The organism is Streptomyces sp. NRRL S-495 (assembly GCF_000966955.1).
GTDB lineage: Bacteria > Actinomycetota > Actinomycetes > Streptomycetales > Streptomycetaceae > Kitasatospora > Kitasatospora purpeofusca.
This window is the reverse complement of the sequence record NZ_JZWY01000007.1, coordinates 23,084-39,761: the sequence shown is the minus strand read 5'-3', so window position 1 is coordinate 39,761 and position 16,678 is coordinate 23,084. Positions and strand designations below refer to the sequence as shown.

14 protein-coding genes are annotated in these 16,678 nt (G+C 72.0%); 6 read left to right on the top strand and 8 right to left on the bottom strand.

What is annotated here, in order from left to right; genetic code table 11:
- Positions 1-3,367, bottom strand: a 3,367-nt coding sequence (locus VR45_RS00905; protein WP_045937734.1) for a CDP-glycerol glycerophosphotransferase family protein, incomplete at its 3' end; no start/stop codon positions are given.
- 158 nt (positions 3,368-3,525) lie between these two features.
- Between VR45_RS00905 and VR45_RS00900 the strand changes: the two genes are divergently transcribed.
- Complete coding sequence (locus VR45_RS00900; RefSeq protein ID WP_045937744.1) at positions 3,526-4,524, top strand: glycosyltransferase family 2 protein; 999 nt, start codon at positions 3,526-3,528, stop codon at positions 4,522-4,524.
- Positions 4,525-4,619: 95 nt separating this feature from the next.
- The gene (locus tag VR45_RS00895; RefSeq protein WP_045937733.1) at positions 4,620-5,621 is read left to right on the top strand and encodes a YihY/virulence factor BrkB family protein; all 1,002 of its coding nucleotides are present in this window, start codon (positions 4,620-4,622) and stop codon (positions 5,619-5,621) included.
- Between the two features lie 31 nt (positions 5,622-5,652).
- Here VR45_RS00895 and VR45_RS00890 read toward each other — a convergent pair whose 3' ends face one another.
- Positions 5,653-6,867: a D-alanyl-D-alanine carboxypeptidase family protein gene (locus VR45_RS00890; protein ID WP_052708738.1), complete on the bottom strand. Its 1,215-nt coding sequence runs from the start codon at positions 6,865-6,867 to the stop codon at positions 5,653-5,655.
- A 147-nt stretch (positions 6,868-7,014) separates the two neighbouring features.
- Here VR45_RS00890 and VR45_RS00885 point away from each other — a divergent pair, with 147 nt between their 5' ends.
- Together VR45_RS00885 and VR45_RS00880 are read left to right on the top strand one after the other, a co-directional pair.
- Complete coding sequence (locus VR45_RS00885) at positions 7,015-7,272, top strand: SCO4848 family membrane protein (RefSeq protein WP_045937732.1); 258 nt, start codon at positions 7,015-7,017, stop codon at positions 7,270-7,272.
- 104 nt (positions 7,273-7,376) lie between these two features.
- A complete protein-coding gene (locus VR45_RS00880) occupies positions 7,377-8,675 on the top strand; it encodes a hypothetical protein (RefSeq protein ID WP_045937731.1) in 1,299 nt (432 codons plus the stop codon).
- A 56-nt stretch (positions 8,676-8,731) separates the two neighbouring features.
- Here the strand turns inward: VR45_RS00880 and VR45_RS00875 are convergent, their stop codons facing one another.
- Genes VR45_RS00875 through sdhC form a run of 4 tightly spaced genes read right to left on the bottom strand, consistent with a single transcriptional unit; the run spans position 8,732 to position 12,182 of the window.
- On the bottom strand, positions 8,732-9,505 hold the full coding sequence (locus tag VR45_RS00875) for a succinate dehydrogenase iron-sulfur subunit (protein WP_045937730.1): 774 nt from the start codon (positions 9,503-9,505) through the stop codon (positions 8,732-8,734).
- Positions 9,505-11,247, bottom strand: a complete 1,743-nt coding sequence (gene sdhA / locus VR45_RS00870; RefSeq protein ID WP_045937729.1) for a succinate dehydrogenase flavoprotein subunit — start codon at positions 11,245-11,247, stop codon at positions 9,505-9,507. Before sdhA ends, VR45_RS00875 begins: the two co-directional genes overlap by 1 nt.
- 54 nt (positions 11,248-11,301) lie before the next feature.
- The gene (locus tag VR45_RS00865) at positions 11,302-11,793 is read right to left on the bottom strand and encodes a succinate dehydrogenase hydrophobic membrane anchor subunit (protein WP_045937728.1); all 492 of its coding nucleotides are present in this window, start codon (positions 11,791-11,793) and stop codon (positions 11,302-11,304) included.
- A gap of 8 nt (positions 11,794-11,801) precedes the next feature.
- On the bottom strand, positions 11,802-12,182 hold the full coding sequence (gene sdhC, locus VR45_RS00860; protein ID WP_037779669.1) for a succinate dehydrogenase, cytochrome b556 subunit: 381 nt from the start codon (positions 12,180-12,182) through the stop codon (positions 11,802-11,804).
- A 264-nt stretch (positions 12,183-12,446) separates the two neighbouring features.
- Here sdhC and VR45_RS00855 point away from each other — a divergent pair, with 264 nt between their 5' ends.
- On the top strand, positions 12,447-13,265 hold the full coding sequence (locus VR45_RS00855) for a hypothetical protein (RefSeq protein ID WP_045937727.1): 819 nt from the start codon (positions 12,447-12,449) through the stop codon (positions 13,263-13,265).
- A 34-nt stretch (positions 13,266-13,299) separates the two neighbouring features.
- Here the strand turns inward: VR45_RS00855 and VR45_RS00850 are convergent, their stop codons facing one another.
- Both VR45_RS00850 and VR45_RS00845 read right to left on the bottom strand, forming a co-directional pair.
- Positions 13,300-13,785 (bottom strand): 2-oxo-4-hydroxy-4-carboxy-5-ureidoimidazoline decarboxylase, encoded by a 486-nt coding sequence (locus VR45_RS00850; RefSeq protein ID WP_052708736.1) that lies wholly within the window; start codon positions 13,783-13,785, stop codon positions 13,300-13,302.
- 354 nt (positions 13,786-14,139) lie between these two features.
- The gene (locus tag VR45_RS00845) at positions 14,140-14,883 is read right to left on the bottom strand and encodes an SDR family oxidoreductase (RefSeq protein WP_043468366.1); all 744 of its coding nucleotides are present in this window, start codon (positions 14,881-14,883) and stop codon (positions 14,140-14,142) included.
- Between the two features lie 333 nt (positions 14,884-15,216).
- Here VR45_RS00845 and VR45_RS00840 point away from each other — a divergent pair, with 333 nt between their 5' ends.
- Entirely contained in the window at positions 15,217-16,488 is a 1,272-nt protein-coding gene (locus VR45_RS00840) for an amidohydrolase (RefSeq protein ID WP_045937726.1), read from the top strand.
- Positions 16,489-16,678: the final 190 nt, after the last annotated feature.

Genomic DNA, 16,678 nt, shown 5'->3' with positions numbered 1-16,678 from the left:
GGTTGTCGCGGTAGTGCGCCAGGTCGTAGGTGAAGAACAGGATCGGCTTGCCGGTCACGGCGAAGTCGAAGGTCGCCGCCGTGTAGTCGGTCACCAGCACGTCCGCGGCCAGCAGCAGTTCGCCCATGTCCGGGTAGCTGCTGACGTCCCAGACGTAGCCGTTGCCGGCGGCCGGGATCTGCTCGCGGACATTGGCGTGCCGGCGGACCAGCAGCACCTGGTCGTCGCCCAGCGCGGCCTGCGCCGCCTCCAGGTCCAGCTGGAGGTGCAGCTGGTAGCCGCCGTAGTGGCGGCGCCGGTCCTCGCGCCAGGTCGGCGCGTACAGCACGACCTTCTTGCCCTCGGGCAGGCCGAGCCGCTCGCGCACCCGCTCGGCGGTCTTCTCCTTGTCGGCGGCGAAGAACACGTCGTTGCGCGGCAGGCCGCTCTCCAGGATCTCGCCCTTGAAGTCGAAGGCGCGGCGCAGCACCGGGGCGGCCCAGGTGCTGCCGGCCAGCAGCAGGCTCCAGTTCGGGACCTCCTTGGCGAGGCCCTTCAGGTAGTGCGCGTCGGTGAACCAGACCTTCTCGAAGTCGTGGCCGATCTGCTTCAGCGGCGAGCCGTGCCAGGTCTGCAGCACGATCTGGCCGGGCCGGCGGACGAAGAAGTCCGGCAGGTGCGCGCTGGTGACGATGTACTTCGCGGTGGCCAGGGTCTCGAACCACTCCGGGCTCCAGAGCCGGACCGAGCCCGCCGACTGCGGCAGGTCCGCCTGCAGGTCGTCGGTGCCCCACAGGTGCTCCAGCGGCAGGTCGCGGCGCACCAGCTCCTCGTGGATCGCCCGCGGCGAGTCCGAGTAGAGGCCGCCGAGCGCCACGTTGTAGAGCACCGTGTCGCGCAGCGGCAGCCGGCGGGCGGCCGGGTAGTCGGCCGTCCGCAGCTTGCGCTGGCGCCAGCCGCTGCGCTCGTCCGGATGCAGTATGTTCTCGGACTCCAGCTGCAGGCCGTCGTGGTGGCGCCGCTCCAGCACGATCCGCTTGCCGCGGGCCTCCACCTCCAGCGGCAGCGCGTTCCAGCACTCGGGCGCGATCAGCGCGTACGAGGCCATGTCCGGGTGGAAGACGGCGCCGACCGGGCGGAACGAGACGTTCCAGCCGCCCTGGGCCAGCGGCACGTTGCCCGCGAAGGTCGCGGTCGGCACGGCCGGCAGCGCGGTCCGGAACCGGCCGTCCGCGATCTCCACCGGGTAGACGTGCTGCTCCTCGCCCCAGTGGTGGCGCACGACCAGCTCCCAGCGGTGGGTGCCGGGCAGCGGGAAGGTGCCGCTGAGCAGGAAGCCGTCCGCGCCGCGCGCGGTCACCTCGTGTACGACCGGCTGCAGCAGCTGGTCCAGGAACTGCAGGTAGCCGCCCGGGGAGGGCTTGGAGTAGAGGGCGCGCCGCTGCTCGGGCTCGGCGTCGGGGTTCAGCACCAGGTTGAGCTGCTCCGGCGCGTTCCGGTCGTCCCAGACGAGCGGGACGGTGGTGCCGTCGGCCAGCTCCAGGGTGGTGTCCCAGCGGTCGCGGGCGCGCTCCTCGGCGATCGGGTCCAGCTCGGCCCAGGACTCCCGGACCTCGGTCAGCTCGGCGATCGGCACGGCGGCGTGGAACTGCTGGAGGCTGCCGACCGAGGAGCCGGTGGCCACCGGGAAGGTCAGCTCGCGCTCGGACTCCACATGGGTCATCCGCAGCCGGGCCCCGGCCAGCCGGACGCCGGAGCGGGCGGCGCCGGACACCTCGACCGTGTCGCCGTTCGCGGCCAGCCCGGTCACCCGGACCTTGGCGTTCTCCACCCGCAGGTAGACGCTGCCGTCGCGGACGAACGGGACGATCCGCACGTCCGGCTCGACCCAGTGCGAGGGCTGGTAGAGCGCGGTGTCCGCCCAGCCGGCCCAGACCCGGCCCTTGTAGACGCCGCCCTTGCCCGCGCCGGCGACCAGGACGCGCCAGTTGCCGTCCTTCCACTGGCCGCGGTGCTTGAGCTTCTCCGGGTCGAGCGCGACGGTGAAGCCGGCCCAGTCGCAGTTGTAGAGGTCGTGGTGGTTGGTGGCGGTGGCCTCGGGGCTGTACTGGGTCTTCATCGGCACGGCGATGACCCGGCGGCCCTTGGCCTCGCGCAGCACCAGGGTGCGCACCATGTCGTGCTTGTTGGCCGCGCCCAGCTGCTCCGGGTACGCGTGCCCGGTCAGCCGCAGCCGGCCGGCCTCCCAGCGCGCGTCGTAGAGCCGGCTGCGGATGACGGTGGAGTTGCGCAGGCTGAGCAGGCCGGCCGGCACGCTCTTGCGACCGCCGCGCAGGAACGGGTAGTCGGCGTACGGGCGCAGCAGGCCCTTGGCGACGACACCGCCGTTGCTCTCGCCCTCGTACTTGATCTGCTCGACGAACTCGTCGATCCGGCCCTGCAGGGTCAGGTGGTACTTCAGCCGCAGCGGCGCGCGCAGCTTCTTGACCTGCTCGGGGCCGATCGCCCGCAGCAACCGGCTGACGCTGGTGATGTACGCGTCCCGGTACTCCTTGTCGCCGTCCACGACGGACCAGAAGAACATCGGGATCTCTTCGACGAGGGTGTTCTCGTCGTAGGTCTTCAGGTACTCGGCGAAACGCGGCTCGGTCTGCTTCCGCAGCCAGGCGCGGACCAGCTCGACCGAGGCGACCCGGTCGACCAGGCCCTTGGGGTTGGTGCGCATCTGGGTGATCGACATCTCGCCGACCTCGCGCTCGCGCCAGTGGTAGATCGGCTCGGAGAGCACGTCCACGCTCTTGGCGAGGTAGTGGTGCGGCACGCTGACCGGGGCGTCCTCGTACAGGATGCCCTCGGGGTAGATGATCCCGGCCGCGTCGAAGAAGGAGCGGCGGTACACCTTGTTCCACGCGGTGCGGTCGGTGACCAGCGAGGGGATCTCGGTGATGTGCGTCTTGAGCACGGTCTTGGCGAACGGGCGGCTGTGGCCGCCGGACTGGTAGTAGCCGATCGCGCGGAAGCGCAGCACGTTGCCGGTGGCGAAGTCCGAGCCGGTCTCGTCCAGCGTGTTGATCATCAGCTCGTACGCACTGGGCGGCATCGAGTCGTCGCTGTCGACGAAGCACAGGAACTCGGCGTCCGGGTCGATGTGCCGGATGCCGGTGTTGCGGGCCGCGCCGAGGCCCTTGTTGACCTGCCGGACCAGCCGGAACCGGGAGTCCTTGGCGGCGTACGCCTCGGCGAGGGCGGCGCTGTCGTCCTTCGAACCGTCGTCGACCATGACGCACTCGAAGTCCGTGAAGGTCTGGGCGGCGATCGAGTCGAGGCATTCCACGAGGTAGCGCTCGACGTTGTAGATCGGGACGACGATGGAGAGGCGGGGAGCCATCGGCTACGCAGGCCTTTCTCGGGAAGGAGCGTGGCAGCCCCCTCGGGGTCTGACCGCACTTTGATTCGGTGCGTACGTGCGCGTCGATCCTACCCCCGGCCCATGGCCCCGCCGGGGGCCGTCCGGGGGCCCCTGCGCAGGCCCACTACCCTGGGGCCATGCCCCGCTTCAGTGTGATCGTCCCGGTCTACCGGGTCGAGGAGTACCTCGCCGAGTGCCTCGCCTCGGTGCTCGGCCAGGACGGTCCGGAGATCGAGCTGATCGCGGTGGACGACCGCTCCCCGGACGGCTGCGGCGCGCTGCTCGACACGGCCGCCGCCGAGGACCCCCGGGTGCGGGTGCTGCACCTGCCGGAGAACGTCGGCCTCGGCCGGGCCCGCAACGCCGGCCTCGCCGTCGCCACCGGCGACTACGTGCTCTTCCTCGACAGCGACGACACCCTGACCCCCGGTCTGCTGACGGCCGTCGACGACCGGCTGCGGGCCGTCGGCGACCCGGACGTCCTGGTCTACGACTACGCCCGCACCTACGCGGACGGCCGGACCGTCCGGGCCGCCTCCGCCAAGGTCTTCGGCGCCCCCTCCCGGGAGGTCTTCGACCTCGCCGAGCGCCCCGAGCTGCTCGAACTGCTTCAGGTGGTGTGGAACAAGGCCTACCGCCGCGACTTCGTCACCGCCCAGGGCCTGACCTTCCCGGCCGGGTACTACGAGGACACCCCCTGGACGTACCCGGCGCTGCTCGCCGCCCGCGGCATCACCCTGCTCGACCGGGTCGGCGTCCACTACCGGCAGCGCCAGGAGGGCGGCAACATCCTGGCCACCGCCAGCCGCAAGCACTTCGACGTCTTCGGCCAGTACGACCTGGTCTTCGCGTTCCTCGACGACCGCCCCGAGCTCGACCGCTGGCGCCCGGTGGTCTACGGCCGGATGCTGCACCACCTCAACACCGTGGTCTCCCGGCCCGGCCGTGTCCCGCCCGGCGACCGCCGGGAGTTCTTCCGCCGGGCCGCCGAGCACTGCGCCCGGCTGCGCCCGGCCGGCTACCGGGCGTCCGGCGGGGTGTCCGCACTGCGCACCGAACTGCTCGGCCACGGCCGGTACACCGCCTACCAGGCGGTCCGCGCGCTGGCCCGGGCCCGCCGGATGGTCCGCCGCTGACGGCGGGCCTGACGGCCGGTCTGACGGTGGGCCTGGCCGCGGGTCTGACGGCGGGCCTGACGGCCGTTCGGGGGACGGGCCGGTATAACCGGACGGTGGACTTTCTGACCCGCCTCCCGGTGATCGGCCCGATCGTGACACGGGTGCTGCGCAGCCGCCCCTACCGCGCCTACGAGCACTTCACCGCGCTGCGCGGCAACCGCCTGGCCGGCGCGGTCACCTTCTTCGGCTTCCTCGCGCTCTTCCCACTGCTGACGGTCGCGCTGGCGATCGCCGTCGCGACCCTCAGCGACAGCCGGGTCGACGACATCCAGAAGCGGATCTCCGACCAGCTGCCGGGCATCTCCGACGCCCTCAACCTGCCCTCGCTGGTGGCCAACGCGGGGGCGGTCGGACTCGTCAGCGGCGTCCTGCTGGTGCTCTCCGGCCTCGGCTGGGTGGACACCATGCGGACCTCGATCCGCGACATCTGGCAGCTGCCCGACGAGGAGGGCAACCCGCTGCTGCGCAAGGGCTGGGACTTCCTGGTCCTCGGCGGCCTCGGCCTGGTCTCGCTGGTCTCGCTCGGCGCCTCGGCCGCCGGGACGACGCTGGCCGGCCGGATCGCCGACTGGATCGGCCTGGGCTCGGGCGGCTACCTGCTCACCGCGGCCGGGCTGCTGATCGCCGTCGGCTGCGACATGCTGCTCTTCGCCTACCTGCTGGCGCCGTTCCCGAGGATCGCGCACCAGCACCGGCGGGACGTCCTGCGGGCCGCGCTGATCGGCGCGGTCGGCTTCGAGCTGCTGAAGATCCTGCTGTCCTCGTACCTCGGCTCGGTCGCCGGGAAGAGCCTCTACGGCGCCTTCGGCGTGCCGGTGGCGCTGCTGCTGTGGATCAACTTCGTCTGCCGGCTGCTGATGTACTGCGTGGCCTGGACGGCGACCGCCGACCCGGCGGCGGCCCGGGAGCGGGCCCGCGAGCGCGCTGCCGCGCTGGTCGCGGCCGCGGACGAGGAGGAGGCGGCCGTCCCGAAGGAGGGGGCCGCCGTCCCGAAGGAGGCGGCCGAGGAGGAGGACCGGCCCCGGCCCCGGCGCTCCCAGGACGGGGAGGGCTGAGGCCGGACCGGGGCGCCCCGGCAGGCCGGGCTCAGCGGGCGGCCGCCCGCCGCCGGTTCAGCAGCAGTACGGCACCCGCGCCGCCCGCCGTCAGGACCACCCCGAGGACGACCCAGCCGACCGGCCCGAGGCCGTCCCCGGCGGAGTCCGCCGCCCGGGCGGCCGCCGGCGCGGGCCGGTCGGTGGCGGTCGGCGAGGGGTGCGGCGGCGGGGCGGGCACCCCGGCGGCACCGCCCGCCTGGCCGGTCGGCGTCGGCGCGGCGCTCTCGCCCTCCTCCACCAGCTTCCCGACCGGGGCCACCTTGCCGGCCGCGGCGAAGCCCCAGTCCAGCAGCGCGGCCGTCTCGTCGTACACCTTCTGATAGGTGCTCGGGTGCATCACCGTCACCAGCAGGGTGCGGCCGTCCCGTTCGGCGGCACCGACGAAGGTGGAGCCGGCATTGGTGGTGAAACCGTTCTTCACCCCGATCAGGCCCGGGTACTTGCCGAGCAGCCGGTCGGTGTTGGCGATCCCGAAGCTGCCGCGCTGCCCGGTGTTCCGGTCCACCGCGCCCGGGAACACCGCGTCGCGGGTCGCGCAGTAGCTCCGGAAGTCCGGGTTGCGCAGCCCCGCCCGGGCGAACAGCGTCAGGTCGTAGGCCGAGGACACCTGGCCGTCCGCGTCGTAACCGTCCGGCGAGACCACCCGGGTGTCCCGGGCCTGCAGCGCCTCCGCCCGCGCCTGCATCTCGGCCACGGTCTGCTGCACGCCGCCGTTCATGTGCGCGAGGACGTGCACCGCGTCGTTCCCCGAACTCAGGAACACCCCGCGCCAGAGGTCCTCGACCCGGTAGTCCAGGTTCTCCTTGATGCCGACCAGGCTGCTCCCCGCGCCGATCCCCTGGATCTCCTCGTCCGCGACCCGGTGCACGGCGTTGCGGTCGAACTTGGGCAGCACGGTGTCCGCGAAGAGGATCTTCAGCGTGGAGGCCGGGGCGAGCCGCAGATGCGGGTTGCTGGCCGCCAGCACCTCTCCCGACGCGGCGTCGGCGACTATCCAGGACTGCCCGGTGAGGTCCCCCGGCAGCGCCGGGGCGCCCGCCAGCGGATCCACCTGGACCCCCGGGAGCCCCATCCGGTCGCCCCCGACCGAGGCCGACGGCGGCGACCCGGGCGGGGCCGCGACGGCCACCGGGGCGGCGAACAGGAGCGGAAGGGCCGCGGCGGGCGCGGCGATCAGGCGTGCGAGCTTCGAGCTAGTGGGCACCAGGAGACGGTACCCACTCGGGACCCCCGCCGTCCGCCCCTGGGCCCCGGTCCGCCGCAGGAGGGGGCCGCCGTACGCCGAACGGACGCCCGCGCATACTGGGGAAGCACACCGCCTTCACCTCCCCGCCCCACCGAGGACCGCCCCATGAAGCTCAGCCGCCGCACCTCCTGGTTCCTGACCGCCTTCGGCGTCTGGTCCCTGGTCATCTGGACCACCTTCGTCAAGAACCTCTGGAAGGACTCCGGCGGCCAGGCCTTCACCGGCGGCGACCACTCCCAGCCCACCGCCTTCTTCTGGGTCCACCTCCTCCTCGCTCTCACCTCCCTCGCCCTCGGCCTCGCCATCGGCACCCTCGGCCTCCGCGGCCTCCGCGCCACCCGCCGCGCACCGGCCACCGACTGAGCGCGTTATCCCGTTGCCCGCCGGCGGACGCGCTGGCAGGATCCCATCGCTCGAACACGATCGATACTTCGTTCGTGCTTCCACGATGAGGGGTGGGGTACTCCATGAAGCCTGCGTACCGCCGACGACTCGGCGCCGCCGTCACCATCGCACTGACGGCGGGTCTGTTCGCCGCACCGGCCGCACCGGCCGCCGTGGCCGACACCGACGTGACCGCTCCCCAGGTCGCCGTCTCCTCGACCGACTTCCCGGCCGCGGGCTCCGGTTCCACCGCGGCCAAGTACGCGGGCGAGACCGGCAGCTTCCTGCTCACCGGCACCGACCCCGCCCCCACGGGCGGCACGCCCTCCGGTGTCACCTGCTTCCAGTACGCGCTGAACACCACCCTCGGGGTGTCCGGCGGCTGCGGCGACGGCGCGCTCGGGGCCGGCCCCGACGGCACCGCCACCCTCGCCCTGCGAGTCCTGCGGTGGGGCACCAACACGCTCACCGTCCGGGCTGTCGACAACGCGGGCAACACGAGCGGGCCGACGGTGTACACCTTCGACGCCCCCTGGGACCCGCGCCCCCGGCCGAGCACCCCGGGCGACGTGGACGGCGACGCCGTCCCGGACATCCTGCTCCCGGACGCCGCCGGCAACCTCCAGGTCATCAGTGGCCGGGCGAACGACACCACCCCGACGTCCGTGATCCCGGCCGGCCGGGCCCCGGGGACCGAGAACTGGAACAACTACCGGGTGCTGCACCGGGGCTGGACCATGGCCCCGGCCGACGACCTGATCGTCCGGGAGAACGGCACCGGCACCGTCTACAGCCTGCAGAACCAGTACGGCACCGGGGACTTCTCCGGCTCGGGCTCGACGATGGTCTACTGGCCGGACTGCGTCGACGTCTTCGACTGCCCGCCGGACTACGGCACCGACTGGCAGGACGCCCAGCAGCAGGTGCTGCTCGGCGCGGTTAACGGCGCCGACCAGGCCCGTCCGGCGATGCTCACGCTGCAGAACGGCGACCTCTGGGTCGCGGACGCCGGGGCGATCGCGCACTGGTTCGACGCCCGGCGGCTGACCTCCGGCGGCCTGTGGACCGGTTATGACCTGATCGCCCCCGGCCCCGACGCCGCCGGGAACCTCGCCCTGTGGGCGCGCGAGCGGGCCACCGGCGCGCTGCACGTGTACGCGCTGCCCAAGCAGGCCGACGGCACCTTCGACTTCTCCGCCCTGGCCGACCCGACGGCGGGCGTGGCCGCCACCGGCTTCACCGTCGACGCCTACCCCACTCTCGACAGCCAGGGCGACCTCGACGGGGACGGCACCGCGGACCTGTGGGCCGTCACCGCCGACCGGCACCTGCTGACCTACCGCGGCCTCACCGACCCGAAGGACCTCGGTCTGCTGCGCTGAGCAACGCGAAGGCCCCCGTCCGGAATGGACGGGGGCCTTCGGCGTGGGGCTCGGGATCAGAAGCGGCGGGTGACCAGGGCGCGCTTCACTTCCTGGATCGCCTTGGTGACCTCGATGCCGCGGGGGCAGGCCTCGGAGCAGTTGAAGGTGGTCCGGCAGCGCCAGACGCCCTCACGGTCGTTGAGGATCTCCAGCCGCTGCTCCGCGCCCTCGTCGCGCGAGTCGAAGATGAAGCGGTGGGCGTTGACGATCGCGGCCGGGCCGAAGTACTGGCCGTCGTTCCAGAACACCGGGCAGGACGACGTGCACGCGGCGCACAGGATGCACTTGGTGGTGTCGTCGAAGCGCTCGCGGTCCTCGGCGGACTGCAGGCGCTCGCGGGTCGGCTCGTTCCCCTTGGTGATGAGGAACGGCATGACGTCCTTGTACGCCTGGAAGAACGGGTCCATGTCCACGATCAGGTCCTTGAGGACCGTCAGGCCCTTGATGGCCTCGATCGTGATCGGCTTCTCCGGGTTGACGTCCTTGATCAGGGTCTTGCACGCCAGCCGGTTGCGGCCGTTGATCCGCATGGCGTCGGAGCCGCAGATGCCGTGGGCACAGGAACGGCGGTAGGTGAGGGTGCCGTCCTGCTCCCACTTGACCTTGTTGAGCGCGTCCAGGACGCGCTCCTTCGGGTCCATCTCCAGCTGGTAGTCGACCCACACCGGGTCCGGGTGCTCCTCCGGGTTGAACCGGCGGATCCGGACGGTGACGGTGATCAGCTTGGTACCGCCGGCCTCGGCCGCGTCCAGAGCGGCCGAGTGCTTCTCCATGGTCGGAGTGCTCATCAGTACTTACGCTCCATCGGCTGGTAGCGGGTCGTGACGACCGGCTTGTAGTCGAGGCGGATGGAGGTGCTGCCGTCGGCGGCGACCTCCTGGTACGCCATGGTGTGCTGCATGAACTTCACGTCGTCACGGGTCGGGAAGTCCTCGCGGTAGTGACCGCCGCGCGACTCCTCGCGGGCGAGTGCCGAGACCGCCAGGACCTCGGCCAGGTCGAGCAGGTTGCCCAGCTCGATGGCCTCCAGCAGGTCCGTGTTGTAGCGGAAGCCCTTGTCCTGGATCGAGACGTTCTTGTAGCGCTCCTTCAGCGCGGCGATGTCCTCGACCGCCTGCTTCAGGGTGGCGCCGGTGCGGTACACCATCGCGTTGGCGTCCATGGACTCCTGCAGCTCCTTGCGGATCTGCGCCACGGACTCGGTGCCGGTGGACTCGCGGAGCGAGTCGACCAGGTCCTGGACCAGCTGCTCCGGGTTCTCCGGCAGCGGCACGAACTCGTTGGCGTCGGCGAAGCCCGCGGCGGCGAGGCCGGCGCGACGGCCGAAGACGTTGATGTCCAGCAGCGAGTTGGTGCCCAGACGGTTGGCGCCGTGCACGGACACGCAGGCGACCTCGCCGGCCGCGTACAGGCCCGGGACGACGTCGGTGTTGTTGCGCAGCACCTCACCCTCGACGTTGGTCGGGATGCCGCCCATCGCGTAGTGCGCGGTGGGCTGGATCGGGATCGGGTCCGTGTAGGGCTCGATGCCGAGGTAGGTGCGGGCGAACTCGGTGATGTCCGGGAGCTTGGCGTCCAGCTGCTCCGGCGGCAGGTGGGTCAGGTCCAGGTAGACGTGGTCGCCGTCCGGACCGCAGCCGCGGCCCTCGCGGATCTCGGTGTAGATCGCGCGGGAGCAGACGTCACGGGACGCGAGGTCCTTCATGACGGGGGCGTAGCGCTCCATGAAGCGCTCGCCGTCCTTGTTGCGGAGGATGCCGCCCTCGCCGCGGGCGCCCTCGGTGAGCAGGATGCCCATCCGCCAGATGCCCGTCGGGTGGAACTGGGGGAACTCCATGTCCTCCAGCGGCAGGCCGCGGCGGTAGGCCACCGCCTGGCCGTCACCGGTGAGGGTGTGGGCGTTCGAGGAGACCTTGAACATCTTGCCGGTGCCGCCGGAGGCGAACACGACGGCCTTGGCCTGGAAGACGTGGATCTCGCCGGTGGCCAGCTCGTAGGCGACGACGCCGGCCGTGCGGCCCTCGTTGATCAGCAGGTCCAGGACGTAGAACTCGTTGAAGAACTCGACGCCGTGCTTGACGCAGTTCTGGAACAGCGTCTGGAGGATCATGTGACCGGTGCGGTCGGCCGCGTAGCAGGAACGGCGGACCGGGGCCTCGCCGTGGTTGCGCGAGTGGCCGCCGAAGCGGCGCTGGTCGATCCGGCCCTGCTCGGTGCGGGAGAAGGGCAGACCCATCTTCTCCAGGTCGAGGACCGCGTCGATGGCCTCCTTGCACATGATCTCGGCGGCGTCCTGGTCGACCAGGTAGTCACCACCCTTGACCGTGTCGAAGGTGTGCCACTCCCAGTTGTCCTCCTCGACGTTGGCCAGGGCGGCGCACATGCCGCCCTGGGCCGCGCCGGTGTGGGACCGGGTCGGGTAGAGCTTGGTCAGGACCGCGGTGCGGCTGCGCTGCGTCGACTCGATGGCGGCGCGCATCCCGGCGCCGCCGGCGCCGACGATGACGGTGTCGTACTGGTGAATCTGCATGGGGGGTTAACTCGCCTCTGGCCTCTGCCGATGTCCGATGTGGATGCTGTCGGCTCAGATGTTGGGATCGAAGGTGAAGATCACCAGGGTGCCGAGCAGCACGGTGAAGACCGTGGCGGTACCCATGAGGCCCTTCAGCCAGAGCCGGGTGGAGTCCTTCTCGGCGTAGTCGTTGATGACCTGACGCATGCCGTTGGCGCCGTGCAGCATGGCGAGCCAGAGCATGGTGAGGTCCCAGACCTGCCAGAACGGCGAGGCCCAGCGGCCGGCCACGAAGGCGAAGCCGATCTTGGAGACGCCGCCGTCGAGCACCAGCATGATCAGCAGGTGGCCGAGGATCAGCACCACGAGGACGATGCCGGACAGGCGCATGAAGAGCCAGGCGAGCATCTCGAAGTTGGTACGGGTGCGGCGCGGGGTCTTCTTCGACCGCTGCCGGGCCGGTTCGATCACGAACGCGTCGGCCGGGTTGCCGGTGCCGAGACCCTTGCCGGTGTGCGCCTGGGCGGAGGGGACCACCACAGCGTCGGAGATTTCCGTGGACATGTCTCAGATCACTTCCCGAACCAGGAGGTCAGCGTGTGCTGCAGGATCGGGTAGAAGGCGCCGGCCATGAGGACGACCCAGACTCCGACCACGGTCCAGAGCATCTGCTTCTGGTACTTCGGGCCCTTGGACCAGAAGTCGACGGCGACGACGCGCAGTCCGTTCAGGGCGTGGAACAGGATGGCGGCCACCAGGCCGTACTCCATCAGGTTCACGAGCGGCGTCTTGTACGTCTGAATGACGGTGTCGTACGCCTCGGGAGACACCCGCACCAGTGCGGTGTCCAGGACATGGGCGAACAGGAAGAAGAAGATGAGGACGCCGGTGACTCGATGAGCCACCCAGCTCCACATGCCTTCCCGGCCGCGGTACAGCGTTCCAGCCGGCACGGAAAAACCCTCCGGAAGCGATTGGGGGCTCGGCCGGCTTCGGTGTCGGTCAGCCCGGCCGGGTACGGTCCACCGGCCGCGAGCATCCTATCGACGCGTCGTCGGGAACCGCCTCCGGGGGTCCGAGGTGTGATCAATCAGGCACGACTGGCCTAGTCGGACAGGAACCGGGGCGTGAATCGCGACGCAGGGTGACCGCGCGAATGCTCCGGGTCGCGCTACGGTGGCCCACCCGTTCGCCGCCGACACCCCGCCGAGGCCCCCGTGCCGCACCGCGTCCCGCGTCCGTCCCGCCGTTCCGCCCCACTGCCGGCCTCCCCACTGCTGGCCGCCCCGTTGCTGGCCGGGGCGCTGCTGCTCGCCGCCGGCTGCGCCGCCCCGGCGGGCGGCTCGGCCGACCGGGCCCGGGAGCTGTCCGCCGCCGAACTGCGCGCCGCCGCGGTCACCGATGCCGAGCTGGGGCCCGGCTTCACCGTCACCGTGATCGCCCCCGGCCACGGCGAGACCGGCCCGGACGGCGGCCGGGAGACCGCCGACAAGCCGGTCTGCCAGCCGTTGCTGGACGCGGTGGCGCCGGCGGCGGGCCCGGCGAAGGCCGCCCGGGCCTCCGCCTCCCCGGCGCCGGTGTCGGCGGTGCCGTACGCGGAGACCGATCTGGGCGTGGCCCTGGCCGCCGACCCCTCGGGGAGCCTGTACGGCGGGCTGCTCGGCTACCGGGGCGACCGGGCGGCCCGGCTGCAGGCGGAGCTGGAGGGACTGTTCGGTCCGTGTGCGGAGTTCGGCTCGACCGCGTCGCCGCCCCCGGCGGACCGGAGCCGGGGGGTGACCCGGACCGGGCACCGGCTGAGCCGGAACGACACGCCCACGCCCGAGGGAGCCGACGCGGCGACGGGTTTCACCCTCACGAATGAATCCGGAGCGGTGGTGCTCGCGCAGCGTGCCGTCCTGGCGCGGGTCGGACCGGCCCTGGTGGTGTTCAGCACGGTGGGCGTCGGCGCCGAGCCGGCCCCGGTGCCGGACGAGCGGGTCGTCCGGCACCAGGTGGCCAAGCTGCGCGCGGCCCAGAAGGCCCGGAAAAGCTGAAGGCCCCGGGCGCCGAGGGCGCCCGGGGCGGGGATCAGCGGGCCCCGGCCCCCGAATGGGTGGCGACCAGGTGCTCCAGTCGGGTGAGGGCGATCCGGCGCAGCTCGTCGGCGGCGACCAGGCGCTCCTCGTCGGGATCGTTGGCGAGGCGGGTGCGGATCGAGCTGAGTACGGCGTCGAGCATCTCCTCGGGGTCGATGCCCTCCAGGCAGACCACGAAGACATGGCCGAACCGTGCCTCGTAGGCGGCGTGGGCCGCCCGCAGCGCGGTGTGCGCCGCCTGGCTGCCGGGTGCGCGCATGCCGAGGAGCGGCTGCGGCATCCAGCTCTCGTCCGCCAGCGCCTCGGCCAGGTCGGCCGGACGCAGGTCGTACGAGGCCTCGCTGGCGGCGGCGCGCAGGGACTCTATGTCGGGGTAGGGCCGGTGGGCGGTGAGCCGGAGGGCCCACCGGTGACTGCCGCAGCAGGCGAGCAGGGCCTCCTCCGCGGCTCCGGCGTCGGCCTCGTTGAAACGGTGCAACCCGAGGAGGGTCGGTTCGTCCCGGGGGTCGAGTCTCGGTGACGGAATGTCGCTGGCCAGCGGGTCCTCCTCGTGAGGGCGGGAAGGGGCCGGTGAAGTGGCGGTGACGGCAGGTGAAGTATGAGGCTGCGGAACGGCGTCCAACGCCCGCCCGGCAGCGGCTCAACGGTAGTTGAGCCGTCATCAGTTGGGGAGGGCGCACGCGGATTTCATCCGAACGAGCTATCAAGTTGTGACGTTGACACCTTTGTGTCAGCGCCCTCCCCTTCTTCGTCTGCTACGACGCACCGCCTTCGGTGCCGCTTCCGCCGGCCCGGTGCCCGTCAGTCCGGTGCCCGCCGGCCCGGCGCCGGGTCAGAGCTCGCGGTGGACCTTGTGGTTGGCGGCCTGGGCGCGGGGGCGGACCACCAGCAGGTCGATGTTGACGTGCGGGGGCCGGGTGACGGCCCAGGCCACGGTGTCGGCGATGTCCTCGGAGTCGAGCGGCTCGGCGACGCCGGCGTACACGGCGGCGGCCTTCTCCTCGTCGCCGCGGAAGCGGGTCACCGCGAAGCCCTCGGACTTCACCATGCCCGGGGCGATCTCGATCACCCGGATCGGCTCCCCGCACAGCTCCAGCCGGAGCGTCGCGGCGATGGTGTGCGCGGCGTGCTTGGCCGCGACGTAGCCGCCGCCGCCCTCGTACGCGGCGAGCGCGGCGGTGGACGACATCACCAGGACCGTGCCGTCGCCGCTCGCCCGCAGGGCCGGCAGCAGCGCCTGGGTCATGTGCAGCACGCCGAGCACGTTGACCTGGTACATGGCGAGCCAGTCGGCCGGGTCGCCGTGCTCCACGGTCTCCGCGCCGATCGCGCCGCCGGCGTTGTTCACCAGGACGTCCACCCGGCCGAGCCCGGCCGCGAAGGCGTCCACGGCGGCCCGGTCGGTGACGTCCAGGGTGTGGGCGCGGCCCCCGATCTCCTTGGCCAGCGCCTCGATCCGGTCGGTCCGGCGGGCGGTCAGCACCACCTCGAAGCCCTCGGCGGCGAGCCGGCGGGCGGTCGCCGCGCCGATCCCACTGCTCGCACCGGTGACGACGGCCACCTTCTGCTCGGTCATTGCCACTCCTGGGATAGCCCGGTCGGTTCGGCCGATCATCTCAAGACCGCGGACGAGGGGCGCAGGCGCGGGGCCGCGGGGCCAGGGTCGAACACTTTGAGCCAGGATTCGAACTGCCGGGAGCCGGGCGCCGCCGCCCGGAGCGTTCGCGAACCGCCCCGGCCGGGAGCGTCGTTACCGCGGTCGCCGATGGTCGTTGCACTGGGCAGGCACCATGGGGAAGGCGGCTGAAACAAGATGTCATACCCACCGGCGCGGCCGGTATGCGCCCATCCGGGCAGTGATTCTCGGGAAGTCAGGCCAAATCCCCCCAACGGGCCTACCCTTGTTGAGATGAACCGTCGTGAGTCCGCCCAGTCGGCCGTCACCCTCACTGCTGCACGCCCCGCCGCCGGTCTCCGTGACCGGGTACGCGAGCTGGAGCCCGAGCTGATCGCCTTCCGGCGGGACCTGCACCGGCACCCGGAGCTGGGCCGCCAGGAGTTCCGTACCACCGGCCGACTGCGCGACCGTCTGGTCGCGGCCGGCCTCGCCCCTCGGATCCTCCCGGGCGGCACCGGAATGCTCGTCGACATCGTTCCCGAGTCCGCCCCGCGCGGGGCGGAGTTCCTCGCCTTCCGCGCCGACATCGACGCCCTGCCGATCGACGACGCCAAGACCGAGGTGCCCTACCGGTCGAGCGTCCCCGGCCGGGCCCACGCCTGCGGCCACGACGTGCACACCTCGGTGCTGCTCGGCACCGCGCTGGTGCTCGCGGAGGCGGCCCGGACCGGGGAACTCCGCCGCCCGGTCCGACTGGTGTTCCAGCCCGCCGAGGAGGTCATGCCCGGCGGCGCCCTGGACGTGGGCGGCGCCCTGGACGTGATCGCGGCCGGCGGCATGGAGGGCGTCGGCCGGATCTTCGCCGTGCACTGCGACCCCAAGGTGGAGGTGGGCCGGATCGGCCTGCGGGTCGGGGCGATCACCTCGGCCTGCGACCGCCTGGTCCTGCACCTGGACGGCCCCGGCGGCCACACCGCCCGGCCGCACCTGACCACCGATCTGGTCACCGCGGTCGCCAGGACCGCCGCCGAGCTGCCGGCCGCGCTGGCCCGCCGGATGGACCCGCGCTGGGGCGTCTCGCTGGTCTGGGGCCGGATCGCCGCCGGTTCCGCGCCCAATGTCATCCCGCAGCACGCCGAACTCGAGGGCACCGTCCGCTGCCTGGAGCTGGACGGCTGGCGGGAGGCGCCGGACCTGCTGCACGAGCTGATCGCCCGGCTCGCCGAGACCCACCGCGCCAAGTGGACGCTGGACTACCACCGGGGCGTGCCGCCGGTGGTCAACGAGGCGGGCTCGGTGGGCCTGCTGGACGCCGCGATGACCGCGCGCTTCGGCGGGCCCGGGGCGACCGCGGTGGAGGACACCGAGCAGTCGCTCGGCGGGGAGGACTTCTCCTGGTACCTGGAGCACGCCCCCGGCGCGCTGGCCCGGCTGGGCGTGCGCACCCCCGGCGACAGCGCCGTCCGGGACCTGCACCAGGGCCGCTTCGATGTGGACGAGCGGGCGATCGCGGTCGGCGTGGAGCTGTTCGCCGCGCTGGCGCTGGAGCCCGGGACGCCCTGAGCGCACCGGATTCCGGGGCGCCCTGACACACTCCCTCGTACCGACCTGAACCGGACACCCACACAGGGTGTCCGGTTTGTCGCAATACTCCCTTTATTTCGGGTTACGTACACTGGGTTGGGCCAGTTCCAATCACCCTCAGTGAAGGGGAAAGGGGTGTCGGGTGGACCGTGAGACCACGGTTTGATAA